The organism is Tsuneonella sp. HG249, assembly GCF_053819205.1.
Genome location: NZ_JBSOQY010000001.1, coordinates 383,898 through 408,158, shown reverse-complemented (window position 1 = coordinate 408,158; position 24,261 = coordinate 383,898). Strand labels below are relative to the sequence as shown.

Genomic DNA, 24,261 nt, shown 5'->3' with positions numbered 1-24,261 from the left:
CGCGCGGCATAGCAAATCCTGCCTGTCGCTCGCCGTATCGCCCCGTTGTGCCAGCGACAGGTTCGCCGTAGCGCTGGGGCGATGTCCGCATCCGCGCCCTATCACCCCCCGGTAAAGCGCTCGGTCGAGATTGCCGGCCACAAGACCTCGATCAGCCTCGAACCTCTGTTCTGGGACATGCTGCGCCAAGCGGCCGCGGCGGAGGGGGTCCCGCTCAACGCACTGGTGGGTCGAATCGACGAGGAGCGGATCGGCTCTCCGACACCTTGCGGACTGGCGGGCGCCATCCGCCTGTGGCTGGTGTCACAGCGGGAAAGCGAGCCCGAGCGCGAGCCCTAGCGCACCGCACACCGCCAGCGTCGTCAGGATGCCGCGCTTCAATGCAAAGATCAGCGCCGCGCCGACCGCCGCAATGACCCCCGCGCGCCAATCGAAGCCGAGGCCGGGCTGCGAGGTGTCGAACGCCGGAAACAGCACGTGCCAGGCGAACCATAGCGCGAGGTTGGCGATAACACCCACCACCGCCGCGGTTATAGCCGCCAGCGCGCCCTGCAGCGCGGGGCTGCGTTCGAGCCGGTCCATCCACGGCGCGCAGGCGAAGATCCACAGGAAGCATGGCGCGAAGGTGACCCAGGTGGTGAGGGCCGCGGCGGCCACCGCGGCGGCGAGCGGCGTGAGCGGTGCGGCTTCGCGCCAGCCGGCGAGGAAGCCGACGAACTGCGTGACCATGATGAGCGGCCCGGGGGTCGTCTCGGCGAGCCCGAGCCCGTCGGCCATCTCCCCCGCGCTGAGCCAGCCGAGTCCGGAGACCGCCTCCTGCGCCATGTAGCCGAGCACCGCGTAGGCCCCGCCGAAAGTCACCACTGCGAGCTGCGAAAAGAACGCCCCGACGTCCCACAGCACGTGGCCGGTGCCGAGCGTCGCCGCGACGAGCGCCATCGGCGCGGCCCAGATCGCCAGCCACACGGCAATCGTCGCGAGCGTCGAGCCAACCAGCGAGCCGCGGCGCGGCCCTTCGGCCGCCGCTATGGGCGCAGCGTGCGCGCCGAGCCACTCCGGCTGCACCTTGCTGACCACCGCGCCGATCGCCGCCGCGAGCGCGATCACCAGCGGGAACGGCGCCTCCGCGAGCGCCAGCGCGAGGAAGGAAACGAACGCCAGCCCCAGCTTGAACCGGGTCTTGAGCGCACGGCTGCCGACCCGCACGACCGCTTGCGCGACGATCGCCAGCACCGCCGCCTTGATCCCGAGGAACAGCGCCGCGAACCAGCCGAGCCCCGCCGCCGCCACGTACAAGAGTGACAGCGCCAGCATCACCAGCGCGCCCGGCACCACGAACAGCAGTCCGGCGGCGAGGCCGCCGCGCACTCCATGCAGTCGCCAGCCGATCCACGTGGCGAGCTGCTGCGCCTCCGGGCCGGGCAGCAAGTGGCACAGGTTAAGCGCGCGCAGGAACGCGCCTTCCTCGACCCACTTGAGGTCGTCGACGAATTCGCGGTGCATCAGCGCGATCTGGCCGGCGGGACCGCCGAAGCTCAGCGCGCCGATCTTGGCGCTGGTGCGAACCAGCTGGGCAAACGATGGGGTAGGGGTGATACTCATGCGCGCTCCTTCGGGCGGAGAACCGCCCGCTGAACCGCGACGCTTGAGCGCATCCGAAGCGCTTGGACGGGAGGCCGCTTCGCCCCGTGCCGCCAAGGTCTAACGCGCCTGGAAGACAAAGAAAAGCGGGCGGATTCCCGAAGAAGTCCGCCCGCCTCTCGCCCCGTCAGGAGCGATCCAGTCCCGTTGCTCCTTAATAGGTCGCCGGGGGATCGCTGGCGGGAAAGCTCTCGTCGCTGGCCTGGTCCGCCTTGTCCCAGTCCTTCGCCGTGTCGTCTCTCATAGCATCGGGACCGGCGCCGCGCACCTGATGTATGTTGTCTTTGCTGCCTTCGCCGCCCGCGAACGCGGGACGCGCTGAATGACCAGCGATATTTTTCTGATAATACTTGTATCCGGTGTAGCCGAGCGCACCGAGCGCGGCCAGTTTGAGCAGTGCCATGGGGAACCTCCGTTGCTTGGAAGGTTAACTCCGGAGGCTGCGAGTCGTATCCCGGAAATCGGACTCTATTCGTCGCCGACGCGCTCCACCTGGGCGCCGACGAGCGCGAGCTTCTCTTCCAGCCGCTCGTAGCCGCGGTCGAGGTGGTAGAGCCGGCGCACCTGGGTCTGCCCTTCGGCGGCGAGACCGGCGATGACAAGGCTCATCGAGGCGCGCAGATCGGTGGCCATCACCTCGGCGCCGGTCAGCTTGGCGACTCCGTGTACGATTGCGGTGCGGCCCGAGGTCTCGATGTGTGCGCCCATGCGGTTGAGCTCCGGCACATGCATGTAGCGATTTTCGAAGATCGTCTCGTTGAGCACACTGGTCCCCTCGGCCACTGTCAGCAGCGCCATCAACTGGGCCTGCATGTCGGTCGCGAGACCCGGATAGGGCGCGGTCGACAGGTTGGCCGCCTTGAGCTTGCCGTCCGCCGCGATGCGCACTCCGCCGAGCGTGCCTTCCGCGTGAACCCCGATGGTTTGCAGCGCGTGGATGGTCGAGGACATCTCCTCCGCCCGCGCGCCTTCGAGCATTACCTCGCCGCCGGTGATGGCGGCGGCGCAGGCATAGGAACCGGCTTCGATCCGGTCAGGCATCACCCGGTAGGTCGCGCCATGGAGCCGCTTCTTGCCGTGCACGGTCAAGTCGGACGTGCCGATGCCTTCGATCTCCGCGCCCATCGCCACCAGCAGGTTGCACAAGTCGACGATCTCGGGTTCGCGCGCGGCGTTGAACAGCCGGCACGTGCCGCTGGCCAGAGCGGCCGCCATCAGCGCGTTCTCGGTCGCGCCGACCGAGACCACCGGGAAATCGTAGTCGCCGCCGGGCAGCCCGCCGTCGGGCGCGTGCGCGCCGACGTAGCCTTGCGCGATCTCGATCACCGCGCCGAATGCGGCGAGCGCCTTCAAGTGCAAGTCGATCGGCCGGTTGCCGATCGCGCACCCGCCGGGAAGGGAGACCTTGGCCTCGCCGTTGCGGGCCAGCATCGGGCCGAGCACAAGGATCGAGGCGCGCATTTTGCGCACCAGGTCGTACGGCGCGACCGAGTTGGTGATCCGCGTCGCTTCCAGCGTCATCACCCGGCCGAAATCTTCCGGCCGGTTGCCCTGGATCGCGGTCGTGACCCCGAACTGGTTCATCAGGTGCTGGAAACCGTCGATGTCGGCGAGGCGCGGCAGGTTCCTCAGCGTCAGCGGCTCGTCGGTCAGCAATGCGCAGGGGATCAGCGTGAGCGCGGCATTCTTGGCGCCGCTGATCGGGATGGTGCCACTGAGGCGCTTGCCGCCTTCGACGATGATCTTGTCCATCGCGCCGCACTAACCTGATTTAGACGCGCCGCAAGCGCCGGTTGCGCGGGCCGCGGGGGCTGCCTATCGCGCTGGCATGAGCAGTCGCAAACCTATCCGCAAGGCGGTGTTCCCCGTGGCCGGCCTCGGCACCCGCTTTCTCCCCGCGACGAAGGCTATCCCGAAGGAACTGCTGCCGATCGTCGACCGGCCGCTGATCCAGTACGCGGTCGACGAAGCGCGCGAGGCGGGGATCGAGCAGATGATCTTTGTCACCGGACGCGGCAAGACCGCGATCGTCGAGCACTTCGACATCGCCTACGAGCTCGAGACGACGATGGCCGAGCGCGGCAAGTCATTGGAAGTGCTCGAGCCCACGCGCTTCACCCCGGGCAATCTCATCACGGTGCGGCAGCAGGTGCCGCTCGGGCTGGGCCACGCGATCTGGTGCGCGCGCGCGGTCGTCGGCGACGAGCCGTTCGCGATCCTCCTGCCCGACGAGTTGATGGTGGCGCAAAAGGGCGGCGGCACCGGCTGCATGAAGCAGATGGTGGAGGCGTACGGGGAAGTCGGCGGCAACCTCATCAGCGTGCTCGAGGTGCCCGAGGAGGAAGTCTCCAGCTACGGCGTGATCGCGCCCGGCGCGACCGTGTCCGACACGCTGACCGAAGTGACCGGCCTCGTCGAAAAGCCGCCGCGCACCGAAGCTCCATCGAACAAGATCATCTCGGGCCGCTACATCCTCCAGCCCGAAGTCATGCGCACGCTCGAAGCGCAGGAGAAGGGCGCCGGCGGAGAGATCCAGCTCACCGATGCGATGGCCAAGATGATCGGCACCCAGCCGTTCCACGCGGTGACTTTCGCCGGCCGCCGCTTCGACTGCGGCAGCAAGACCGGCTTCGTCGAGGCGACGCTGGCGCTGGCACTCGAACGCGAGGACATGGGCGCCGAAGTGCGCGCGATGGCGGAGCGCTTGCTGGCCGGGCGGTGATCCCCACGCCGCCCTTTATCGAGGCCATCGGCCTCACCGGGCACCAGGCGGTGACGCTGGCGGTGCTCGTCGCGGTTGTGGGCGCGCTGATTCTCGACCGCTTCCGCGCCGACGTGGTCGCGCTGGCCGGCGCGGCGGTGTTGCTGATGACCGGCGCGGTGCGGCCGGTGGACGTCCAGGTCGCGTTCGCCAGCCCGGCGATAATCGCGCTCGCCTCGCTGTTCGTGATCGCCTACGCGATGGAGCGTTCCGGGCTGCTCGACCTCGCGATCCGCGGCGGGGTTTGGCTGGCGAGGCAGGCGGGAGCGACGGGCATCTGGATCGTGATGACGCTGTGCGGCGCGGCGTCGGCCTTCCTCAACAACACCCCGATCGTCGTCCTGGCCGCCCCCGTAATTCGCGACGTGTCGATGAGCACCGGACGCGACCCGCGACGGTACCTGATGCCGCTGTCGTACATCACGGTACTCGGCGGTTGCTGCACGCTGATCGGCACCTCGACCAACCTCCTTGTCAACGACATGGCGCGCAGCAGCGGCAGCGCGACGTTCTCGATGTTCGAGATCGCCCCGGTGGGCCTCGCGGTCGCGCTCGCCGGCGGGGCCTTCCTGTTCTTCTTCTCGGGCCGGCTGATTCGCTACGACGATCCGCAGGAAGCGCCCGCCACGCCCGCCATGCTGGTGCCGCGCCACGGCGACCATTCGGCCTCGGTCGGCAGCGCGGACGTGTTCGCGCCTGAGCACAAGTTCCGCCCGTGGCGCGCGATCGCCTCGCTCGGGGTATTCATCGGCGCGGTCACCGCCGCCTCGATGGGCGTCGCCCCGATCGCCGCGACCGCGTTCGCCGGCGCGGTGCTGCTTATCCTTATCAAGGCGATCGACGCCGACGAGGCCTACCACGGCCTCCGCCCCGAGATCCTCATGCTCATCGCCGGAATGGTGGTGATCGGCGTGGCGATGGAGGAAACCGGCCTCGCCGCCGCCGCGACCGACCGGCTGGTGGGCAGCATCGGTCCGTTGGGCCCGTTCTTCGCGCTCGTGCTGTTCTACGGCGCGGCGCTGTTCCTCACCGAGCTGCTCTCGAACGCCACGGTGGCGGTGCTGCTGACCCCGGTCGCGGTGAGCCTCGCCGAAGGCCTCGCGGTCAGCCCCAAGCCGTTCACCGCCGCGGTGATGATCGCCGCCAGCGCCGCCTTCGCCACCCCGTTCGGCTACCAGACCAACGCGCTGGTCTACCAGCTGGGCAAGTACCGCTACATGGACTTCGTGCGGGTGGGCCTGCCGCTGGACCTGATCACGTGGGCGGTGGCGTGTGTGGCGATCCCGGTGGTGTTTCCGTTTTAGGCTAGCGCGGAGGCGGGATGACGGCGGCCTGCCGCGCGAGCCGCTGCCCTCGGCCGCCTTCCCACGGGTAGACGTTGGTGTAGCGCCACTGCAGCGGCACCGCGCCGTACGCCTTGCCGAGGTCACTGGCCGCGGTCGGAGTGAACGTCTCGCGGCCGATGACCACCGCAACCTTGCCCGGTGATCGAGACATCGTGCGCGATGCGCGTGAAGCACCCGCACCCGCGCTGGCTGAACAAAGGAGCGGCGAATCAGGCCGCCGTCACTCGCAGCGGCAGCGTCTTGAGCCCGCCGACGAAGGTGCTCTTCGAACGCGCCCAGGGGCCGGCCAGCTCGACGCGTTCGATCCGGTCGAGCAGCTCCTCGAACAGGATGCGCATCTCCAGCCGCGCGAGGTGGAGGCCGAGGCACTGGTGCGCGCCGGCGCCGAACGCCAGGTGGCGGTTGGGGCTGCGGGCGGCCTCGAACTTGCGCGGGTTGTCGAACTGGGCCGGGTCGTGGTTGGCGGCGACGTAGTTGATCATCAGCCAGTCGCCGGCCTCGATCGGCTGGCCGCCGACTTCGGTATCCTCGGCCGCGGTGCGCATGAAGTGCTGCACCGGGCTGGTCCAGCGAATCGCCTCCTCGACGATGCCGGGCAGCAGCGAGCGGTCGGCCTTGACCCGCGCCCACTGCTCCGGGTCCTGCGCCAGGGCGAGCATGGCGCCGGCCGTGCTGGCACTGGTCGTGTCGTGGCCTGCCGCCGCGACGATGATGTAGTAGCCCATCATGTCGCGGTCGTTGAGCGGCTCGCCGTCGACGCGCGCATTGGCGATGATCGAGGCGACGTCGCCCGTGGGCGCGGCCCGTTTCTCCGCGGTGAGCCGGGCGAAGTAGGCTTCGAAGTCCTTGACCGCGCCGGCGACGATCTGGGTGATCACCTCGGGCGGCAGGTCCTTCATGCCCGACTGGTTGAGGTCCTCGTCCTGCCCGCCGAACATCTGCTGGGTCAGCGTGAGCATGCGTTGCTCGTCATCCTCGGGCACCCCGAGGATCTGCATGACGACGTGCAACGGATAAGGCGCGGCGACCGTCTTGCAGAAGTCGACTACGCCACCGCCCGCTAGCAGGCGGTCGACGGCGTTCCAGGCGATCTCGCGCACCTCGTCCTCGATGGTGCGCAGGTTCTTGGGCATGAACCATTCCTGGGTCAGCTTGCGGTACTTCATGTGGAGCGGCGCATCGAAGGTGACGAGGCTGGCCACCATGTGCTCGCTGCCGCCGCTGAAGTTCTTGGCGAACTCGATCCCGTCGGTGGTGCTGAACACCACGGTGCGCGGGTTGTTGAGGAAGGTCGCGTTGTCCTTCGACACGCGCATCACGTCGTCGTAGCGGGTGACCAGCCAGAACGGCGGGAACAGGCCCGGCGCCTCGGGACCGGGCTCGATCCGCGCCACCGGCATGTGCTCGCGCAGCCAGTCGAACGTGTCGAGCAGTCCGTTCCACTCGGCGTAAGCGTTGGGGTCGATTACGGCCCGGGCCACTGCGTTCGGGGCGACGTTTGACGCGGCGGTCGCCATAATCATGCCTCCTGCGTGGCGCGCTGCTTGTACTCGTCCTTCAGCTTGCGCTTGTAGAGCTTGCCGTTCGCCTCGCGCGGCAGCTCGGCGCGGAAGTCGATCACCTTGGGGAGCTTGAGGCGGGCGAGCTTGGTGCCGAGGTATTCGAGCAACTCGGCCTTCAGCGCATCGCCGGCGTGCGCCATGTCGGCCGGCTGGACCACCGCGACGACCCGCTCGCCCATGTCGGGATCGGGCGCGCCGATCACCGCGGCGTCGGTCACCCTGGGGTGGGTGATCAGGAGGTTCTCGATCTCCTGCGGGTAGATGTTGACCCCGCCCGAGATGATCATGTTGGAGCGGCGGTCGGTGAGGTAGAGATACCCGTCCTCGTCGAGCTTGCCGATGTCGCCGAGCGTGGTCCAACCGTTGGCGTGCGTCGCCTCGGCGGTCTTGTCGGGATCGTTGTGGTAGGCGAACTGGTTCTCGTTCTCGAAGAATACCACGCCTTCTTCGCCGACCGCGACTTCGTTGCCCTCGGCATCGCAGATATGCGGCGTCCCCATAATCGGCTTCCCGACCGAGCCCGGATGCTCGAGCCAGGCCTGCGAGGTGAGGAAGGTCATCCCGTTGCCCTCGGACCCGGCATAGTATTCGAGCAGGATCGGCCCCCACCAGTCGATCATCGCCTTCTTCACGTCGACCGGGCATGGCGCGGCGGCGTGGATGGCGCGCTTGTGGGTCGACAGATCGTACCGCGATCGGGCGTCCTCGGGCAGCTTGAGCATGCGCACGAAGTGCGTAGGCACCCACTGGCTGTCGGTCACCCGGTACTTCTCGATCGCCGCCAGCGCCGCCTCGGCGTCGAATTTCTCCATGATCACCACCGTGCCGCCGAGGCTGTGCGCGGTCATCGTCCAGCGGAACGGCGCCGCGTGGTAGAGCGGGCCGGGGGAAAGGTAAATCACGCTCCCGTCGATCGGCCAGCCGAACGCATGGGCCGCGAGCATCAGCAACGGGCTAACCGCCATGTGGTCGGGATCCGGCGGCGTCACCGGCTTTATGCCCTTCGGGCGACCGGTGGTACCGGAGCTGTAGAGCATCGCAAGGCCCACGCTCTGGTCGGCGACGGGCTCGGCAGGCATGGCCGCTATCGCGGCGGCGGCACCTTGCTCGCCTTCGAAGACGAGCTGCTCGACTTGCGGGGAGAGCGCTTTCAGTTCCTCCAGCCTCGGACCGAACTGGGCCGAACTGATCAGCAGCTTCGCCCCGCTGTCGGCCAAGATGTAGGCCACCTCGTCCGCCGTCAGATGGGTGGAGATCGGCACCAGCGTGGTGCCCGCGCGCTGGTTGCCCCAGGCGATCTCGAGGTACTCGGGCCGGTTCTCCAGCCACAACCCGACGGTCTCGCCCGGGCCGATGCCGTGAGCGCGGAACAACTGCGCGATGCGATTGGCGGCGGCGTCCATCTCGCCGAAGGAGACGGTGCGGCCGCTGCCCGCCATGATGATGGCCGGGTGGTCCGGCCGGGTATTCGCGTGAGTCGTCGGATGCATGTGTCTCTCCCGGGCGAGAGACTAGTTTCGCTTCGCAACCGGGCAAGCGAAAAGGGCGGCAGGTTGTTCACCCGCCGCCCTTATCCGGCACCCTCCCCGAGTGTCCGGGACCCGCCGTTCGCGCGGCGGGCCGTATGTCTGTCCGCGTTACTTGGCGGCTAGTGCGTAGCCCGAGGCGGCGCTGCTGTCGGCCATGTAGGGGACCGGGTTCACGGCGGTCCCGGCGACGCGGACCTCGTAGTGCAGGTGCGGGCCCGTCGAGCGGCCGGTCGAGCCCACGTAGCCGATCACGTCGCCCTTGCGGACGCGCTGTCCCGAAGCGACCGCAATACGCGACATGTGGGCATAGCGGGTCTCGAGGTCGCCGCCGTGCTCGATGGCGACGAACATGCCGTAGCTGGAGAACCACTCGGCCTTGCCGACGGTGCCGTCGGCAGTGGCGTAGATCGGAGTGCCCGTCGGCGCGGCTAGATCGATGCCCTTGTGCGAGCGGGCGCCACCGAGAACCGGGTGAGTGCGCATGCCGTAGCCGCTGCTGGTCGAGCCAGCTGCCAGCGGGTTGCGCGAGGGAATGGAAACGGTCGAGCTGGGTGCGATCGGGTTCTGCACCGTGGCGGGAACGCCGGTGTCCAGGGCCTGCCAGCTGGCAAAGAGCTGCTTGAACTGCTCGTCGCCGGCGGTGATCCCGGAGGCCCGGGCATCGCGTACCGGAGCGGCGATGTCGGCGGCCGCTGCGCTGGCGTTGGCGAGAGCCGGCGTTGCGCCAGCCGAGAAAAACATGCCAACCGCCGCGAGTGCAGCAACGAACCGGCGCTGGATAAGGTTTGCGACCAAAATACCCGTCCTTCGTAATGCGGACACCCCCCGGTGCCGCGCGACCCTTCACGAAATCACCGGCAAAGCGGCCTTTCGCGAAATTTCCTGAGACTGATCGGAACCCCCCGCCGTCTCGTGGATTGTGGGTTAACCGGCGAAAGATTTAACAAGCAAGTGCGGCACAGGCACTGAGCGATAAACCGGCTGTCGAACGCGCTGAGTCGTTGAATGGAGGCTTCAGGCCCCCGCGAAAATGTCTGCGCACGAGCGAAATCCATAACGAATCCGGCGTTTCTCCATGCGCCGCAGCGCACGCATTAAGATGTTTGACGCCGATCGCGACGTGGCGGATCTCGTCGTCAAGGATGCGTTCGAGGATTCGCGCACCCACTTCGTCGCCTTGTTCGCGAACCCGCTCGATGGTTGCTGGAGTGACATCGAGGCCGCGTGCCTCGAGCACCATGGGCACTACCGCAAGCCGCGCGGCGACGTCATGCGCCGTCTCTTCGGCGGCCTGCCACAGACCGTCGTGTGCCGGCAGCGCGCCGTAAAAGCTGCCAATCTGGCGCAGGTGCCGGTCGAGTAGCGCGAAGTGCATCGCCTCGTCGGCCGCCACTGTCAGAAAGTCCGACACGAACGCGGGCCCCATCTCGCCGCCGAAACGCCCGGCCATGTCGAGCGCCAGGTCGATCGCGACGAATTCGATATGCGCCAGGGCATGCCACAACGCCTGCCGGCCCCGTGCGGAGCCGCCCTTGCCCCGCTTGGGCATACGGTTCGGCGGCAACAGTTCGGGTTGCGCCGGACGGGCAGGCCGGGCGGGCATCGACGCGTCGAAAGCGAACGCCAGCCGTGCCAGCCGCCAGTCGCGTGCCACATTGCGCGCAGCCTTTACCTTGAGCGCCGGTTCGGCAGTCAGAAGCGCGCCCCGGATTGCAGCGCCAAGGCTCACAATGCCTTCGCCGTCTCGAGCACTTCGGCCGCGTGGCCCTTGACCTTCACCGTGTTCCATACGCGTGCGATCCGGCCCTCGGCATCGAGCAGATACGTCGTGCGGACCATGCCGATGAACTTCTTCCCGTAGAGTTGCTTCTCGGTCCATATGCCGAGCGCGTCGGACAGGCCATTTTCCGGCGGATCGGTCGCCAGCGGCACGGTAAGTTCCTGCTTGGCGATGAACGCACGGTGCCTGGCCGCGCTGTCCTTGCTGACTCCGAGCAAGGCAACTCCGGCCTCATCGAATTCTCCCGCGAGCGCGGTGAAGTCCTTGGCTTCGCTCGTGCACCCGAGGGTGCTGTCCTTCGGGTAGAACCAGATCACCGCCGGCTTGCCTTTGAATTCCGACGGCCGCACCGTGCCTCCCTCGGGCGTCTCTAACGCGATGTCGGGCATTGGATCGCCTACGGTCGGACAGGTCATGCCATTTCTCCCAATTGCTGCCCGAACGAATCGGCCCAGGCGGCCGCCACCTCCTGCCGTGCGCCATCGAGCGCGTGCAAGAGGGAGGCAAGATCCGCATAGCCGCACGCCTCGGCAAGCGCGGTCGCGGCAACGGGGGGCGGCTCGGTGAGGTCGGGCGCGAGCAGTCTCGCCGCCACGAGCAGACGCGTCATCAGCCGGAGCGATTCCCCGACCGATGCGGGGATGAGCCCTGCACCGGCCAGCACCCTGATCGCCGAACCCAGGTCGGGGTCGAAGCCGATCCGCTCACGCAATTGCAGGTAGTGGACGAGGAATTCGAGATCGACCAGCCCGCCGCGCAGAAGCTTGGCATCGAGCGGTCCTTGCGGCGGTTTGTGAGCGGCCATCTCGGCGCGCATCTTGAGCACGTCCCCCTTGAGCGAAGCAGCTTCTCGCGGGCGGTCGAGCACCGAGCCGATTATCTCGCGCAAGCTGTCGCGCGCGGGTCCAGACCCGGTGAGTGGCCGCGCGCGGGTTAGCGCCATATGCTCCCAGGTCCACGCTTCCTCGCGCTGGTAGCGGGCGAAAGCATCGAAGCTTACCGCGAGCGGCCCCTGCGCACCTTGCGGCCGGAGCCGCGTGTCCACCTCGTAAAGCGCGCCTTCGGCCGTCGGTACGCTGAGCGCTGCGGTGACCCGCTGGGCGAGGCGGTTGAAGTAGTGCGTGACCCCGAGCGGTCGCGGTCCATCCGATTCGCCTTCGAACCCGCCGGTGAACAAGTAAACCAGGTCGAGGTCCGAGGCGTGAGTCAGCGCACCGCCCCCCAGCCTGCCGAGCCCGAGCACCACGAGCTCGCCCCCCGGAACCTTTCCGTGCGCGCGCTCGAACTCGGCTTCAGCCGCCTCCTGGGCAACGCACAGCGCCGCCTCAGCGGTACGCGACAGGGCAGCGGCGATCTCGAGCGGATCGTGCACGGCCGCGATGGTCTGGAGTCCAAGGCCGAAACGGAGCTCGCCCGTAACACGGCGTATGCGATCGAGGCGCCGTTCATAGTCGTCGTCGGCTTCGCCCGCCGACATCAACCGGGCGATTTCTTCGACAGGGCCGGGAGTATCGAGCGCCTGGCGGCCGATCAGCGTGTCGAGAAGTTCGGGACGCCGGCCGAGTTCGTCGGCCAGCGTCGGTGCAAGCACGAGAACGCGTGCGAGCTGGTCGAGCAGTGCGGGCCGCTGGAGCAGCAGGTTGAACAAATTCAGCGCGCTCGGAGCGGCGGCCAGCACCCTCTCCCAGCGGTTGAGCGCCTGGCCTGGGTCGGGCGCGAGGGCGAAATGCTCCAGCATGGTCGGCAGGAGGGCATCGAGCGCAGCTCGGGCCGGCTCCGAACGCAGGGCGCGAATGCGGCCGTCGCCCCAGCCGGCGATGCGCTCTGCGAGCCGCGCGGGCTCGGCGAAGTTCAGTTCGCTCAACCGTTTCTCGAGACCGTCGCCCCGCGCCACGATGACCGAGGCCGAGGCTTCGCTTTCCGCAATCAGAGTATCGTAACGCGACGCGACCCGCTCCGTGACCGCCTCAAGGTCGGCGATGAGCGCGGCGCCATCGGAGAGCCCGTCCAGCCGGGCCACGGCATCGAGCGCGGCTCCCGCGGGCAGCGAATGGGTCTGCTGATCGCCGATCATCTGCAGCCGATGCTCGACCACGCGCAGGCGGTCGTACGATTCGCCGAGAGTCAGCGCATCGGCGGAGTCGATTATGCCGGCTGCCGACAGCGCGTCGAGTGCTGCGCGGGTGCCGCGAACACGCAGCGAATTGTCTCGGCCCCCGTGGATGAGCTGGTGAGTCTGCGCGAAGAACTCGACTTCGCGTATACCTCCCCGGCCCAGTTTGACATTGTATCCCGGCCCCGGCGTGCGCGGCCCGGAATGGCTTGCGCGAATGCGCCCGGTCAGGCGCCCGATATCGCCGATCGCCCCGAAGTCGAGGCTCCTGCGCCAGACGAAAGGACGGATGGCGGCAAGGAACCGTTCGCCTGCCTCGATGTCGCCCGCGGCGGCGCGGGCCTTTATGAATGCCGCACGCTCCCATGCCAGCGCCGAACTTTCGTAGTGGGTGAGCGCGCCCTCGATCGGTATCGCCGGAGGGCTGACCTCGCTTGCCGGGCGTAGCCGCAGGTCGACGCGGAAAACGTAGCCGTCGGGGGTCACTTCGCTAAGTAAGCGGACGGCCTCGCGGGCGTATCGCTGGGCCGCCCCCGCCGGCTCGTCGCGCTCGCGCCGGGGTAGCGAGCCGGGATCGTAGAGCAGGATAGGGTCGATGTCGGAGCTGTAATTGAGCTCGCCGGCGCCATGCTTGCCGAGCGCCAAGCCGATCATGCCCGCCGGCTCCGCATCGCTCACCCGCGTGCGCATCGCCGCCGCCAGCGCGGCATCGAGCGCGTGGTCGGCGAAGGCCGAAAGTGCCGTCATGACAGTCGTGAGGGAAAAGGCGCCCGCGAGGTCGCCGATCGCGAGGGCCGTCGCCAAGGCCAGCCTTTCCCGCCGCAGCGCGAGGGCCACGCTCTCGACCTCGGCCCCGGCGGCCTTTGCCCATGCCAGGGCGGCATCGCCATCCCCGGCTTCGAGTAGCGCCGCCAGATCGGGCTGGCGTTCGAGCGCGCGGGCGAGGAAGGGCGCGTGTTCCCGCGCCCGAGTCATTGCCGATTGCCATTCTGCCGCCATGCTCGGGCGCACTGCCCGCTAGCCCCCTGTCGCGCAAGCACCGGGCCTTGCGATGGCCTGCGCGCTTTGCAACAAGCGTGCCACGCACCTGGACCAATTTCCCAAGGATCGCCCGATGTTTCTTCGCACCATGTCCGCCGTGGCCACTGCCTTGTCGTTGGCCGCCTGCTCGATGTCCGCTACCGGCGATGCGGGCTCTTCTTCCGCCGCGATCGATGTGCCCGAGGTCGCAGCCGGTGCGTTGTCAGAGGCGACGGTGAAGGCGATCACCGAGCGCCTCGCGTCCGACGAGTTCGAGGGCCGCGCCCCGGGAACTCCAGGGGAAGCAAAGACGGTCGCCTATTTGGTCGAGCAATTCCAGAAGGCGGGGCTCAAGCCCGGGAACAAGGGTAGCTGGGTGCAGAAGGTGCCGTTGGTGGAAATCACTGGCGAGGGCCACGCGCCGCTAGCGATCACCGGTAAGGACGGTGCGATCCAACGCTTCGCCTACGGCAGCGACTGGGTCGGCGCGACTTATCGTGAAACACCGACGGTGGACCTTGCCGACAGCGAGCTGGTGTTCGTCGGCTACGGCATCAACGCACCCGAAAAAGGCTGGAACGACTACGCCGGCCTCGACATGAAAGGGAAGACCGCGGTCATCCTGATTAACGATCCGGATTACGAGGCTTCCGGTCTGCAAGGTGAATTCGGCGGCCGGGCAATGACCTATTACGGCCGGTGGACCTACAAGTACGAGGAAGCTGCCAAGCAAGGCGCGGCCGCCGCCATCATCGTCCACGACACATTCCCGGCCGCTTACGGCTGGAACGTTGTCGAAAGCTCGTGGTCGGGCCCGCAGGTCTACGCCCAGAGAGCTGACAAGGGCGCCAATCAGACCACGGTCAACGGCTGGGTGCAGAAGCGCGTCGCCGAGAAGATCCTGGCGGCTGGCGGACAGGATCTCGCGAAACTCTCCGCGGCGGCAAAGAAGAAGGGGTTCAAGCCCGTGCCTCTGGGAGTCACTGCCTCCACCGGGTTTACCAACAAGATTCGCACCTTTGAATCGCAGAACGTCATCGGTCTGCTGGAGGGCAGCGAAGCGAAAGACGAATACGTGCTTTACACCGCGCACTGGGACCACCTGGGGCGCTGCAAGGCAGACGCAAGCGGCGACGATATTTGCAACGGCGCGGTCGACAATGCGACCGGCACCGCCGCGCTCGTCGCGCTGGCAGAGGCCAACGTCAAAGCGGGGCCGGCGCGACGCAGTCAGATCTTTCTGGCGGTCACCGCTGAGGAATCCGGCCTCCTCGGCAGCGAGTATTATGCAGCCAACCCGGTGTTCCCCCTCGCCCAGACGGTCGGCGGGGTGAACATGGACGGACTGCTTCCCGGCGGCCGCTCTAACGACGTTACGATTGTCGGCGGCGGGAAGAGCGATCTCGACAAGTATCTCGATTGGGCGCTCGGTGCGGAGAAGCGCAAGGGCACGCCCGAGCCGACCCCCGAGAAGGGCTTCTACTACCGGTCGGACCACTTCAGCATGGCCAAGCGCGGGGTACCGATGTTGTATATCGACGTCGGCGAGGACCTCGAAGCCGGCGGTGTCGACGCCGGCAAGGCGGCAGCCAAGGATTACGAGGAAAATCGCTATCACCAGCCGTCGGACGAACACGACGCAGGTTGGGACCTGACGGGGTTGATGCAACAGCTCCAGCTCTATTACCGTATCGGCCGCAGCATAGCGATGGCCACCGGCTGGCCCAACTGGGTCGAAGGCGACGAATTCCGCGGCATCCGCGAGGAGAGCTGTAAGGTAGCCCAAGCCGGCTGCTGACAAGATGACCTCGACGATGCCGCCTGAGTGGGCGCCGCAGCAGTGGCTGTGGATCGGTTTCCCGCATCTGGCCGAGGAATGGCCCGGTTATCTCGCCCAGGCCCAGGAGCAGATAGCCGCGTTCGCGAACGCGGTCTCCGAGAGCGGGCAGGAGGTGCGGCTGCTGGTTCGCGATGCCGCCAACGAGGGGCGGGCGCGAGCGCTCGTTTCGGGAGCGGTCGGGCTCGAGCGGCGGGAGTTCGGCGACATCTGGCTGCGCGATACCGGGCCGCTGGTGCGTTCCGACGGCACCGCTTTGCGGTGCGGCTTCAACGGGTGGGGCGGCAAGTATCTTATGGAAGGCGACCAATCCATCGGCGCGGCACTGGCGACCGATGCCGGATTACCGGTGTCTCAGGCCGACTGGGTTCTCGAGGGGGGCGCGATCGATACCGATGGCACCGGTACCGTGCTCACCACTGAGCAATGCCTGCTCAACCCTAACCGCAATCCCGAACTTTCGCGCGAAGACATCGAGACCCGGCTCGCGCGCGATCTTGGCTTCGAACGGGTCGTGTGGCTTGGCGACGGCCTGGTGAACGACCATACTGATGGGCATGTCGACAACCTCGCGCGGTTCGTGGCGCCCGGCGAGGTGGCATTGCCGCGCGCCTGCGGCGAGGACGACCCCAACCGAAACATCTACGCCGACGCCAGGGCGCGCCTGCTCGCCGCAGGCCTCAAGGTCCATGACATTCCGTCGCCCGGATTGATCACCCGCGGTGATTTCGTCGAACCGGCGAGCTACGCCAATTTCGCCATCACGACGAACCTGGTGGTCGTCCCGACGTTCGGATCGATTCACGATACCGATGGGGTGGCGGCGATCGCCGCCCTGTTCCCCGACCGTGCCACCATCGGTCTGTCAGGAGACGCGGTTCTCGCCGGGGGAGGCGGATTTCATTGCGCCAGCCAGCAGATGCCGCTTTTAACCGGACATTAGTTCTTCGCGCGCACGATCCGGTCATGGCCAGAGCCGTCGCCCGAGTCCTGACGATCGAATCGCCTCTGTGCGAAGTCGTCCGGTTCGCGCTGGTGACCGGCTGCCCGCTCGCGTTGATCTTCGCGGGCCGCGCGCTGCCTTTCTAGCCGTTTGCCAGCTTGAGAACCGCGCCTCCCGCGGCCAAGCCCAAGACGACCCCTGCAATCAGCCGCCACGCATCCGGATTGATGCGTCCGAACGCCCGCGAACCGGCCCAGTTTCCGATCAATACCGCCGGATAAAGGCCCAGAGCCAGCGCGCCTTCGCGCCAGGTCGCTAGGCCGAGTGCCAGCGCGGTCATCGCCCCTACACCTTGCGTAACGAGAAACACCGACATCATCGAGGCTCGCGCGACCGCAGGAGGGATCGGACGGCGGACATAGAAGGGCACCACCGGCGGCCCCGGCATACCGGCAAACCCAGTCAGCACGCCCGAAGCGATACCCGTCGCGGCCGCTTCGCCCCGCCGCGCGCGCTCGTGCGGCCGCTTGGGCAACACCACGGCGATGAACGCCGCAATCGCCACCAGCGCGATCAGCAAGCGCGCGAGCGCCGGGCCGGCAGCATTGAGCGCAAGCACCCCAAGCGGGATCGTGAGAATCGCGCACGCGGCGATCAGCCAGGCTGACCGTTCGGTGTCGGCGACCTGCTTGCGCAGCGACACGAGGCTGATCATGAACCCGAGGCAATTGCCCACCACCACCGCTTCGGCGGGCGGGATGGCAAGGCCCAGCACCGGCACCAACAGGATCGCAAGGCCGAATCCCGCGAGGCCGCGGACGAACCCAGCGACGAGCGCTGCGGCGAGTCCGGTGGCGATCGCCAGGGCGGTGAGCCCCAGGATCAACCCGCGCGCAAGTCCGGCGCGGTCGCCTCCGCCACCAGCATCGCCAGCGCTTCGTCGAGTTTCATCACATTCTGGTGCTCCGCGCCGAGGGTACGCACGGCGACCGTCCCTTCGTCTGCCTCGCGTTTGCCGACCACCAGCAGATGCGGGACTTTCGCCACGCTGTGCTCGCGAACCTTGTAGTTGATCTTCTCATTCCGAAGGTCGGTCTCGACGCGGATTCCCGCCGCTTCGAGCCGAGAGGCAACGTCTCGGGCGTACTCATCCGCGTCCGACACGATCGTGGCGACCACGGCTTGGGTGGGCGCTATCCAGACGGGCAATTTGCCGGCGAAATGCTCGATCAGGATGCCGATGAAGCGCTCGTACGAGCCGAAAATGGCCCTGTGAAGCATGACTGGACGGTGCTTTTCGCCGTCTTCGCCGATGTAGCTCGCATCGAGCCGTTCGGGCAGGACCCGATCGGACTGGATCGTGCCGACCTGCCAGGTGCGGCCGATCGCGTCGGTCAGGTGCCACTCAAGCTTGGGCGCGTAGAAGGCGCCTTCGCCCGGCAACTCTTCCCAGCCGTATTCTTCGGTCGCGAGGCCGGCGTCGATCACCGCCTGGCGCAGTTCGGCCTCGGCTTTGTCCCAGTCGGCATCCGATCCGTAGCGATGTTCGGGTCGCAGCGCGAGCTTGACCGAATATGTGAATCCGAAGTCGCGGTAGACGCGGTCGGCGAGTTCGCAGAACGCCCGCACTTCCGACACGATCTGGTCCTCGCGGCAGAAGATATGCGCATCGTCCTGCGTGAATTGGCGAACGCGCATCAGCCCATGCAGCGCGCCGTGCGGCTCGTTGCGGTGGCAGCATCCGTTTTCATAGAGCCGCAGCGGCAGTTCGCGATAGGACTTCAACCCCTGCCGGAAGATGAGCACGTGCGCCGGACAGTTCATCGGCTTGAGCGCCATCCAGTCGGCCTCGCCGCTGATGACCGGACCTTCATCCTCGGTGTTGGGCACCTCATCGGGAATGACGAACATGTTCTCGCGGTATTTGCCCCAATGACCGGACTGCTCCCACTGGCGCGCGTCCATCACCTGCGGTGTCTTGACCTCCTGATACCCCGCACCGTCGATCGCGCGCCGCATGTAGGCCTCCAACTCGCGCCAGATGCGATAGCCCTGCGGGTGCCAGAAGACGCTGCCGTGGGCCTCTTCCTGCAAGTGGAACAGGTCCATCTCGCGGCCGAGCTTGCGGTGATCGCGCTTGGCCGCTTCCTCGAGCCGGAAAAGGTGCGCGTCTAGCTGCTTCTTGTTGAGCCAGCCGGTCCCGTAAATGCGCGTAAGCTGGGCGTTCCGCTGGTCGCCGCGCCAGTAGGCACCGGCGACACGCGTCAGCTTGAAAGCGGCAGGATCGAGTTTGCCCGTGCTGGGCAAATGCGGCCCGCGGCACATGTCGAGCCAAGAGTCCTCAGAGTTCTTCGGGCCCGAACGATAGACCGTCAGTTCCTCGCCTTCGGGAAGCTCGGCGGCCCACTCGGCCTTGAACGTCTCGCCGTCGGCCCGCCACTTTTCGATCAGCTGCTGGCGACTCCACACTTCGCGCGTGAGCGGTTTGTCGGCGCGGATGATCTCGCGCATCTTGTCCTCGATCACCGGCAGGTCCTCGATCGAGAACGGGGCGCGGCTCGCGGGTGCCATCACATCGTAATAGAACCCGTCGTCGGTCGCCGGCCCGAACGTGATCTGCGTGCCCGGCCACAACGCCTGGATTGCCTCGGCGAGCACGTGGGCGAAATCGTGACGCGCCAGTTCCAGCGCATCTGCCTCATCGCGGCTGGTCACCAGCGCAAGCTCGGCATCACCCTCGAACGCGCGGTTGAGGTCGCGCAGTTCGCCATCGACCCGCGCCGCGAGCGCGGCCTTGGCAAGCCCCGGGCCGATCGCGGCGGCGATATCCGCGGGAGTGGTGCCGGGCGCAACCTCGCGCACCGAACCGTCAGGCAGGCTGATCTTGAGAAGCTCGCTCATGAATACCTTCGTTTCTTTGGCGCGGCCCTTGGCACAAAGGGTCGAAGGCCGCAAAGGCGTCAGGTGATCGAGGCTTCGGGAGAGTGACGCCGCTCCGCCCGAAACCGGGCGGCGGCAGATCGTGCTAACGCGCGACCGACCGCCCCCGGAGGACCCGGGTGGTAGTAGTCGATGTGCTGGCGGCGCGGTGCGTCATCGAGGCGTCCATAGCGGCTGGGGGTTAACGGCTCAACCCGTGAAGCGCCGGGCGCTGTGCGCCGCGACCATCCGGTGCGTGCCGACGAGCTCCGCCGAACGCTGCCTGACCGGCGCGCTGAAACGCCATTCGCACGTCGCGGCCTGTGGAGTGAGTTCGACCGCCATGTAGCCGCGGCGGCTGGTATCCGCCCACTTCAAACGCGGGTTATGGCCGACAAGCATAGCGGCCAGATCGCCCGGCGGAATGTTGCCGAGCGAACCCTCGAATCCCGGCGAGCTGACCGACTGGCCGGCGAATTCGACCCCGGCGTTCTCGCCTCCGTGGACCAATTCGAAAGCCCAGGCATTGTGGGTATCGCCGGTCAGCGTGACGAGATTGGCGTCGGCCTCCCGCGCCGACCGCAGCAACCGCGCTCGCGCAGCGGGGTAGCCGTCCCAGGCGTCCATGTTTGCAGGGAGCCCGGTGCGGCTCGCCGAAACCGCGGCCTTCAGTCGCCGCTGAACGTAGTCGGGCACATCGCTGCCGGCGCGATCTAGCAGTCCGGGAGGTGTCGACAGGCCGCCCATGACGACCTGCTGGGCCAGCACCTGCCACTTGCGCCCGGATCGCACCGATGATGCGAGTCCCTTCGCGAGCCACCTTTCCTGCACCGGGCCCATCATCGTACGCGCGGAATCCACCCACGCCCCTTCGCGCAATGCCCGCAGCGCGCTGTCGGCTTGTTCGGGCGGCAAGTCCCGCGTGACCGACGCCAGATCGAGCGGCTTGTCGCGCGCGATGAGCCGCGTCTCGAGCCGGAATATCGTCGCCAAGTCGCCGACGTCGTACCGCGCCCAGGGATCATCGCTGATCGGCAGCCATTCGTTGCGTGCCCGGATGGCGGCGCGCTTGCGGGCTTCCCACGATCCTTCCGTTTCGGGCGTGTGGTTCTGCGCCCCGCCGCGCCACGAATCGTTGGCGCTCTCGTGGTCATCGAGCACCGAGATCATGGGATAGAGCTGGTGCAGCCGCAGGAGATCGGGATCGCGGCGGTAGCTGGCGTAGCGCAGGCGATAGTCGGCAAGCTGGATGATCTCGTTCAGCGGCTCTGGCCGGCGCCCGGCGATCCGCTGCTGCTCGCTCGGATAATTGTTCGAGTCATATTCGTAGAGGTAGTCGCCGAGGTGCACCGCGAGGTCGAACTCGTCGGCAGCGGCCGCGTGCGCGTAGCCGTTGAAGTAGCCGAAGCCGAGGTTCGAACAGCTGAACACGGCCATGCGGAACCGATCGGCGCGTCCTTCGGGAAGCGTGCGCGTGCGCCCGACGACCGATTTCGAGCCGTCCGGCGCGATGAAGCGGTAATGGTACCAGTTGCCGGGCTTGAGGCCTCGGGCGACGGCCTTGGCACACCAGTCCCTCTCCGGCGTGGCCGTCACTTGCCCGCCGGCGGAGACTTTTCCGAATCCGGCATCCTCGGACAGCTCGAAGCGAAGTTTCGCCGGCCGGCTGCCGGCAAAGCGGGTCCACAGCAGGACCGATGTTGCCGACGGTTCGCCGCTGGCAACCCCGTGTGTATAGCCGCCCGCCACTTGCGCTCCGAGGGGCGCGGCGGCGAGGCCGAGTCCGAGCGCGCCGCCGCGCAGCAGCGCGCGCCGCGAGACCGACGGTAGCTGGATGAGCGCAGGTGGTTGGCGTGCAGGCATGGTCATTTCCCTCCCTCGCCGACTACTGTCCGCAGATTGCCGTGTAGTGACAAGCGGCTTTTGCCCGATTGGAGCCCGCACCTGCTATTTGCTAGAGGACCTGCCGCCATCATGCCGCAAAAGGGCCCCGTCATGCTCCGCCGCCTCTTCGTCGACCATCCACGCAGTGTGGACGAGACCTACTTTCAGCATTTCGCCGTCGCCTCGCGGTTCGGCGTAACGATGATTCGCGGCGGATTGTCGGCGCTGGTCCATGCGGCGGTGCCCGGGTGGTGCGTGACGACCGGCAGCGACACCATCAAGCGTCTCAACAAGATCATGGTGGAACAGCGCCGCGCAAAGGGACAGGCGGTGACGCAGATGCAAAACGTCGACTGGGTGATCTGACCGGGACATGGGCCTGCGCCATCACATCATGGGGGATGGCCGGCGAATTGCCTTTCGCCATACGCCGGGCGCAGGGCCATGCGTAGTATTCCTGCCGGGGTACATGTCCGACATGTCGGGCTCCAAGGCGGGCGCGCTGGGCGTTTGGGCGGAGCGCGAGCGCCGCGAATGCCTGTTGCTGGACTATTCGGGCTGTGGGTCGTCGAGCGGTGAGTTTGCCGACGGAACCCTGTCGCGCTGGCGTGGCGAGGTGTTGGCCCTAATTGATGCGCAGGCAAGCGGGTCGGTCATCCTGGTGGGCTCTTCGATGGGCGGTTGGCTGATGCTGCTGGCGGGCGAGAAGCTCGGCGACCGGCTGCACGCTTTGGTCGGGATAGCCGCCGCGCCGGACTTTACCGAATGGGGCCGTTCCGAGGCCGAGAAGGCGCAGCTTGCCCGCGGCGTGACGGTGTTCGACCCTAACCACTACGGCCCGGAACCCAGGCCGATGCATCCTTCTTTCTGGGCCGATGGCCAGGCCAACCGGATGCTCGACCGCGAGATATTGCTCGATTGCCCGGTGAGGCTGGTCCATGGGATGCGGGACGAGGACGTGCCATGGGAAGTGTCGCAGCGGCTGGCGGCGGAGTTGCGTTCGTCCGACATTCACCTGACACTGATCAAGGACGGCGACCACCGGCTTAGCCGCGAGCAGGATATCACCCTGCTGCTGCGCACAGTCGCATCGCTCTAGAGGCCATCATGCTCCCCATTCTCCTTCCTCTCGCGCTGATGCAGGTCGGCCCCGCGCCGACCACCTCGCCGGTCACCGCGGTGCCGCCCGAACTGCAGAACCGACCGCCGCGTACCGCGCCGATGCTGGACCGACCGCAGAGCCGCCCGGCGATCGAGCTTTGCCTCGATACCGCGCGCTCCGACCCGGCGAAGGCGCGGCAGTTTGCCGAGGAATGGGTTTCCCGCACCGATGGCCTGCAACGCGCGACCGGACGCCACTGCCTCGGCGTGGCGGCGACCAATCAGGGCGACTGGGCGGCCGCGGCGGCCGCCTTCATCGCAGCGCGCGACGAATCTGACGAAGCTAACGACACCGGCTTCCGCGCTCGGATGGGCGCACTAGCCGGGTCCGCCCTCCTCGCCGCGGAACAGCCCGCGGCGGCGCTGGCCGCGCTCGAGACGGCGCGGGCGGACGCGGCGGGCGATGAGGCGCTCGGCGGCCCAATCGCGATCGACCGGGCGACCGCGCTGGTGGCGCTAGAGCGCCTCGAAGAAGGCAAAGCGGCACTCGCCGAAGCGCGCGCGCTCACGCCCGGCGACCCGCATGCCTGGCTGCTATCCGCGACGCTCGCGCGCCGGCAAGACGACCTCACCGGCGCACAGGGCTTCATCGAGCACGCCGCGACGCTCGATCCGCGTGACCCCGCGATCGGACTCGAAGCGGGACTCATCGCCGCGCTCGGAGGGCGCGACGCGGCGGCCCGCCAGTCCTTCGAATCGGTTGTCTCAGCGGATGCCGAGGGGCCGTACTCGGCGCTCGCCCGGAAGTATCTCGAGCAGCTCGGCGAATGATACCGCTTTCCGTTCTCGACCTGGTGCCGATCCGCGAGGGCGGCTCGCTCGGCCAGGCCTATGCGGCAACCGCCAGCCTCGCCCGGGCCGCGGAACGGCTTGGCTACAAGCGCTTCTGGATCGCCGAGCACCACACCATGGAAGGTATCGGCGGCGCGGCGACGTCAGTCGTGCTCGCCCACGTCGGGAACGCGACCTCGACCATCCGTATCGGATCGGGCGGCATCATGCTGCCTAACCACAATCCTTTCGTGATCGCCGAACAATTCGGCACGCTCGACGCCCTGTTCCCTGGCCGGATCGATCTCGGACTCGGCCGGGCGCCGGGGGCCGGCCCAGAATTGAGCCGTGCCTTGCGCAAGAACCTGCACCAGGCCGCCGAATTTTTCCCGCAAGACGTCGTCGAGTTGCGCGCGTTGCTAACCGGGGAACCCGGTGCGCCGGTGCGGCCCACACCGGGGCACGGGGCGGACGTCGAGATGTGGATGCTCGGTTCGAGCTTGTTCGGCGCGCAGCTGGCGGCGCAGCTCGGCATGCCCTATGCCTTCGCCTCGCACTTCGCGCCCGATCATCTCGACGGGGCGCTGCGGTTGTATCGAGAGCGGTTCCAGCCGTCGCAATGGCTTGAAAACCCCCATGTGATGGCGGCGATGACGGTTTTCGCGGCGGAAACCGATGCCGAGGCCGAACTGCTGTCGTCGAGCCAGCAGCAGAGCTTCGTCCGCTTGCGCACCGGCGAGCCGGGCAAGCTTCCGCCACCTGCCCCCGGTTACCGCGACGGCCTGCCGCCAGTGGCGCAGGGGCTGCTAGCGCACATCGGGCAGGCCAGCGCGATCGGCTCACCTGCGACGGTGCGCGAGGCGATCGGGCGCTTTGTCGAGCGAACGGCGGCGGACGAGATTATCGTCTCGGGTGCGACGTTCGATCCGGCTGCCCGCGAACGTTCGCTTGAACTTACCATGGAGGCACTCGGCGGATAAACCGAGACGTTCGT

General features: G+C 67.5%; 23 protein-coding genes. 10 read left to right on the top strand and 13 right to left on the bottom strand.

Features of this window, described 5'->3' with window-relative positions:
* Positions 1 to 81: 81 nt before the first annotated feature.
* The gene (locus ACWPM1_RS02055; RefSeq protein WP_455693180.1) at positions 82 to 339 is read left to right on the top strand and encodes a ribbon-helix-helix domain-containing protein; all 258 of its coding nucleotides are present in this window, start codon (positions 82 to 84) and stop codon (positions 337 to 339) included.
* Here ACWPM1_RS02055 and chrA read toward each other — a convergent pair.
* The 3 genes from chrA to murA all read right to left on the bottom strand — a co-directional run bounded on the left by chrA (position 304) and on the right by murA (position 3,393).
* Positions 304 to 1,602: a chromate efflux transporter gene (chrA, locus tag ACWPM1_RS02050; protein ID WP_455693179.1), complete on the bottom strand. Its 1,299-nt coding sequence runs from the start codon at positions 1,600 to 1,602 to the stop codon at positions 304 to 306. The two genes, ACWPM1_RS02055 and chrA, sit on opposite strands and share 36 nt — an antisense overlap.
* 193 nt (positions 1,603 to 1,795) lie before the next feature.
* Positions 1,796 to 2,044 carry a hypothetical protein gene (locus tag ACWPM1_RS02045; RefSeq protein WP_455693178.1) on the bottom strand — a complete coding sequence of 83 codons (249 nt, stop codon included), beginning with the start codon at positions 2,042 to 2,044 and terminating at the stop codon, positions 1,796 to 1,798.
* Between the two features lie 65 nt (positions 2,045 to 2,109).
* Positions 2,110 to 3,393 (bottom strand): UDP-N-acetylglucosamine 1-carboxyvinyltransferase, encoded by a 1,284-nt coding sequence (gene murA / locus ACWPM1_RS02040; RefSeq protein ID WP_455693177.1) that lies wholly within the window; start codon positions 3,391 to 3,393, stop codon positions 2,110 to 2,112.
* A 76-nt stretch (positions 3,394 to 3,469) separates the two neighbouring features.
* Here murA and ACWPM1_RS02035 point away from each other — a divergent pair, with 76 nt between their 5' ends.
* Both ACWPM1_RS02035 and ACWPM1_RS02030 read left to right on the top strand, forming a co-directional pair.
* Entirely contained in the window at positions 3,470 to 4,363 is an 894-nt protein-coding gene (locus tag ACWPM1_RS02035; RefSeq protein WP_455693176.1) for a UTP--glucose-1-phosphate uridylyltransferase, read from the top strand.
* Positions 4,360 to 5,706 carry an SLC13 family permease gene (locus ACWPM1_RS02030; protein ID WP_455693175.1) on the top strand — a complete coding sequence of 449 codons (1,347 nt, stop codon included), beginning with the start codon at positions 4,360 to 4,362 and terminating at the stop codon, positions 5,704 to 5,706. Before ACWPM1_RS02035 ends, ACWPM1_RS02030 begins: the two co-directional genes overlap by 4 nt.
* A gap of 1 nt (position 5,707) precedes the next feature.
* Here ACWPM1_RS02030 and ACWPM1_RS02025 read toward each other — a convergent pair whose 3' ends face one another.
* The 7 genes from ACWPM1_RS02025 to glnE all read right to left on the bottom strand — a co-directional run bounded on the left by ACWPM1_RS02025 (position 5,708) and on the right by glnE (position 13,731).
* Positions 5,708 to 5,899, bottom strand: coding sequence for a hypothetical protein (locus ACWPM1_RS02025; protein ID WP_455693174.1), 192 nt, complete (start codon positions 5,897 to 5,899; stop codon positions 5,708 to 5,710).
* Positions 5,900 to 5,957: 58 nt separating this feature from the next.
* Entirely contained in the window at positions 5,958 to 7,265 is a 1,308-nt protein-coding gene (locus ACWPM1_RS02020) for a cytochrome P450 (RefSeq protein ID WP_455693173.1), read from the bottom strand.
* Between the two features lie 2 nt (positions 7,266 to 7,267).
* Entirely contained in the window at positions 7,268 to 8,800 is a 1,533-nt protein-coding gene (locus tag ACWPM1_RS02015; RefSeq protein ID WP_455693172.1) for an acyl-CoA synthetase, read from the bottom strand.
* A 147-nt stretch (positions 8,801 to 8,947) separates the two neighbouring features.
* Entirely contained in the window at positions 8,948 to 9,580 is a 633-nt protein-coding gene (locus ACWPM1_RS02010) for a M23 family metallopeptidase (protein WP_455695105.1), read from the bottom strand.
* Positions 9,581 to 9,779: 199 nt separating this feature from the next.
* A complete protein-coding gene (locus ACWPM1_RS02005; protein WP_455695104.1) occupies positions 9,780 to 10,571 on the bottom strand; it encodes a ferritin-like domain-containing protein in 792 nt (263 codons plus the stop codon).
* Positions 10,565 to 11,035 carry a peroxiredoxin gene (locus ACWPM1_RS02000; RefSeq protein WP_455693171.1) on the bottom strand — a complete coding sequence of 157 codons (471 nt, stop codon included), beginning with the start codon at positions 11,033 to 11,035 and terminating at the stop codon, positions 10,565 to 10,567. The genes ACWPM1_RS02005 and ACWPM1_RS02000 overlap by 7 nt, the downstream gene beginning before the upstream one ends.
* Positions 11,032 to 13,731, bottom strand: coding sequence for a bifunctional [glutamate--ammonia ligase]-adenylyl-L-tyrosine phosphorylase/[glutamate--ammonia-ligase] adenylyltransferase (gene glnE / locus ACWPM1_RS01995; RefSeq protein ID WP_455693170.1), 2,700 nt, complete (start codon positions 13,729 to 13,731; stop codon positions 11,032 to 11,034). Before glnE ends, ACWPM1_RS02000 begins: the two co-directional genes overlap by 4 nt.
* Before the next feature lie 115 nt (positions 13,732 to 13,846).
* Between glnE and ACWPM1_RS01990 the strand changes: the two genes are divergently transcribed.
* Genes ACWPM1_RS01990 through ACWPM1_RS01980 form a run of 3 tightly spaced genes read left to right on the top strand, consistent with a single transcriptional unit; the run spans position 13,847 to position 16,678 of the window.
* On the top strand, positions 13,847 to 15,550 hold the full coding sequence (locus ACWPM1_RS01990; protein ID WP_455693169.1) for a M28 family peptidase: 1,704 nt from the start codon (positions 13,847 to 13,849) through the stop codon (positions 15,548 to 15,550).
* Between the two features lie 4 nt (positions 15,551 to 15,554).
* Positions 15,555 to 16,532, top strand: a complete 978-nt coding sequence (locus ACWPM1_RS01985; RefSeq protein ID WP_455693168.1) for an agmatine deiminase family protein — start codon at positions 15,555 to 15,557, stop codon at positions 16,530 to 16,532.
* 23 nt (positions 16,533 to 16,555) lie between these two features.
* Positions 16,556 to 16,678: a hypothetical protein gene (locus ACWPM1_RS01980; RefSeq protein WP_455693167.1), complete on the top strand. Its 123-nt coding sequence runs from the start codon at positions 16,556 to 16,558 to the stop codon at positions 16,676 to 16,678.
* Here the strand turns inward: ACWPM1_RS01980 and ACWPM1_RS01975 are convergent.
* From ACWPM1_RS01975 to ACWPM1_RS01965, 3 genes are all read right to left on the bottom strand, one after another.
* Positions 16,675 to 17,418: a sulfite exporter TauE/SafE family protein gene (locus ACWPM1_RS01975; protein ID WP_455693166.1), complete on the bottom strand. Its 744-nt coding sequence runs from the start codon at positions 17,416 to 17,418 to the stop codon at positions 16,675 to 16,677. The two genes, ACWPM1_RS01980 and ACWPM1_RS01975, sit on opposite strands and share 4 nt — an antisense overlap.
* Complete coding sequence (thrS, locus tag ACWPM1_RS01970; RefSeq protein ID WP_455693165.1) at positions 17,415 to 19,433, bottom strand: threonine--tRNA ligase; 2,019 nt, start codon at positions 19,431 to 19,433, stop codon at positions 17,415 to 17,417. Before thrS ends, ACWPM1_RS01975 begins: the two co-directional genes overlap by 4 nt.
* Before the next feature lie 228 nt (positions 19,434 to 19,661).
* Positions 19,662 to 21,320 (bottom strand): alkaline phosphatase D family protein, encoded by a 1,659-nt coding sequence (locus ACWPM1_RS01965; protein ID WP_455693164.1) that lies wholly within the window; start codon positions 21,318 to 21,320, stop codon positions 19,662 to 19,664.
* 126 nt (positions 21,321 to 21,446) lie between these two features.
* On the opposite strand from ACWPM1_RS01965, the gene ACWPM1_RS01960 reads away from it, so the two are divergent.
* Genes ACWPM1_RS01960 through ACWPM1_RS01945 form a run of 4 tightly spaced genes read left to right on the top strand, consistent with a single transcriptional unit; the run spans position 21,447 to position 24,247 of the window.
* Positions 21,447 to 21,701, top strand: coding sequence for a DUF6356 family protein (locus ACWPM1_RS01960; RefSeq protein WP_455693163.1), 255 nt, complete (start codon positions 21,447 to 21,449; stop codon positions 21,699 to 21,701).
* A gap of 7 nt (positions 21,702 to 21,708) precedes the next feature.
* Positions 21,709 to 22,434: an alpha/beta fold hydrolase gene (locus ACWPM1_RS01955; RefSeq protein ID WP_455693162.1), complete on the top strand. Its 726-nt coding sequence runs from the start codon at positions 21,709 to 21,711 to the stop codon at positions 22,432 to 22,434.
* Positions 22,435 to 22,442: 8 nt separating this feature from the next.
* Complete coding sequence (locus tag ACWPM1_RS01950) at positions 22,443 to 23,267, top strand: tetratricopeptide repeat protein (protein ID WP_455693161.1); 825 nt, start codon at positions 22,443 to 22,445, stop codon at positions 23,265 to 23,267.
* Positions 23,264 to 24,247 (top strand): LLM class flavin-dependent oxidoreductase, encoded by a 984-nt coding sequence (locus ACWPM1_RS01945; RefSeq protein ID WP_455693160.1) that lies wholly within the window; start codon positions 23,264 to 23,266, stop codon positions 24,245 to 24,247. Before ACWPM1_RS01950 ends, ACWPM1_RS01945 begins: the two co-directional genes overlap by 4 nt.
* Positions 24,248 to 24,261: the final 14 nt, after the last annotated feature.

What these genes read in the sequence shown, in the direction of transcription:
- ACWPM1_RS02055 (WP_455693180.1), top strand. Translation starts at nt 82, where the DNA reads ATGTCCGCATCCGCGCCCTATCACCCCCCGGTAAAGCGCTCGGTCGAG.
- chrA (WP_455693179.1), bottom strand. Translation starts at nt 1,602, where the DNA reads ATGAGTATCACCCCTACCCCATCGTTTGCCCAGCTGGTTCGCACCAGC.
- ACWPM1_RS02045 (WP_455693178.1), bottom strand. Translation starts at nt 2,044, where the DNA reads ATGGCACTGCTCAAACTGGCCGCGCTCGGTGCGCTCGGCTACACCGGA.
- murA (WP_455693177.1), bottom strand. Translation starts at nt 3,393, where the DNA reads ATGGACAAGATCATCGTCGAAGGCGGCAAGCGCCTCAGTGGCACCATC.
- ACWPM1_RS02035 (WP_455693176.1), top strand. Translation starts at nt 3,470, where the DNA reads ATGAGCAGTCGCAAACCTATCCGCAAGGCGGTGTTCCCCGTGGCCGGC.
- ACWPM1_RS02025 (WP_455693174.1), bottom strand. Translation starts at nt 5,899, where the DNA reads ATGTCTCGATCACCGGGCAAGGTTGCGGTGGTCATCGGCCGCGAGACG.
- ACWPM1_RS02020 (WP_455693173.1), bottom strand. Translation starts at nt 7,265, where the DNA reads ATGGCGACCGCCGCGTCAAACGTCGCCCCGAACGCAGTGGCCCGGGCC.
- ACWPM1_RS02015 (WP_455693172.1), bottom strand. Translation starts at nt 8,800, where the DNA reads ATGCATCCGACGACTCACGCGAATACCCGGCCGGACCACCCGGCCATC.
- ACWPM1_RS02010 (WP_455695105.1), bottom strand. Translation starts at nt 9,580, where the DNA reads ATGTTTTTCTCGGCTGGCGCAACGCCGGCTCTCGCCAACGCCAGCGCA.
- ACWPM1_RS02000 (WP_455693171.1), bottom strand. Translation starts at nt 11,035, where the DNA reads ATGACCTGTCCGACCGTAGGCGATCCAATGCCCGACATCGCGTTAGAG.
- glnE (WP_455693170.1), bottom strand. Translation starts at nt 13,731, where the DNA reads ATGGCGGCAGAATGGCAATCGGCAATGACTCGGGCGCGGGAACACGCG.
- ACWPM1_RS01990 (WP_455693169.1), top strand. Translation starts at nt 13,847, where the DNA reads ATGTTTCTTCGCACCATGTCCGCCGTGGCCACTGCCTTGTCGTTGGCC.
- ACWPM1_RS01985 (WP_455693168.1), top strand. Translation starts at nt 15,555, where the DNA reads ATGACCTCGACGATGCCGCCTGAGTGGGCGCCGCAGCAGTGGCTGTGG.
- ACWPM1_RS01980 (WP_455693167.1), top strand. Translation starts at nt 16,556, where the DNA reads ATGGCCAGAGCCGTCGCCCGAGTCCTGACGATCGAATCGCCTCTGTGC.
- thrS (WP_455693165.1), bottom strand. Translation starts at nt 19,433, where the DNA reads ATGAGCGAGCTTCTCAAGATCAGCCTGCCTGACGGTTCGGTGCGCGAG.
- ACWPM1_RS01965 (WP_455693164.1), bottom strand. Translation starts at nt 21,320, where the DNA reads ATGACCATGCCTGCACGCCAACCACCTGCGCTCATCCAGCTACCGTCG.
- ACWPM1_RS01960 (WP_455693163.1), top strand. Translation starts at nt 21,447, where the DNA reads ATGCTCCGCCGCCTCTTCGTCGACCATCCACGCAGTGTGGACGAGACC.
- ACWPM1_RS01955 (WP_455693162.1), top strand. Translation starts at nt 21,709, where the DNA reads ATGGGCCTGCGCCATCACATCATGGGGGATGGCCGGCGAATTGCCTTT.
- ACWPM1_RS01950 (WP_455693161.1), top strand. Translation starts at nt 22,443, where the DNA reads ATGCTCCCCATTCTCCTTCCTCTCGCGCTGATGCAGGTCGGCCCCGCG.
- ACWPM1_RS01945 (WP_455693160.1), top strand. Translation starts at nt 23,264, where the DNA reads ATGATACCGCTTTCCGTTCTCGACCTGGTGCCGATCCGCGAGGGCGGC.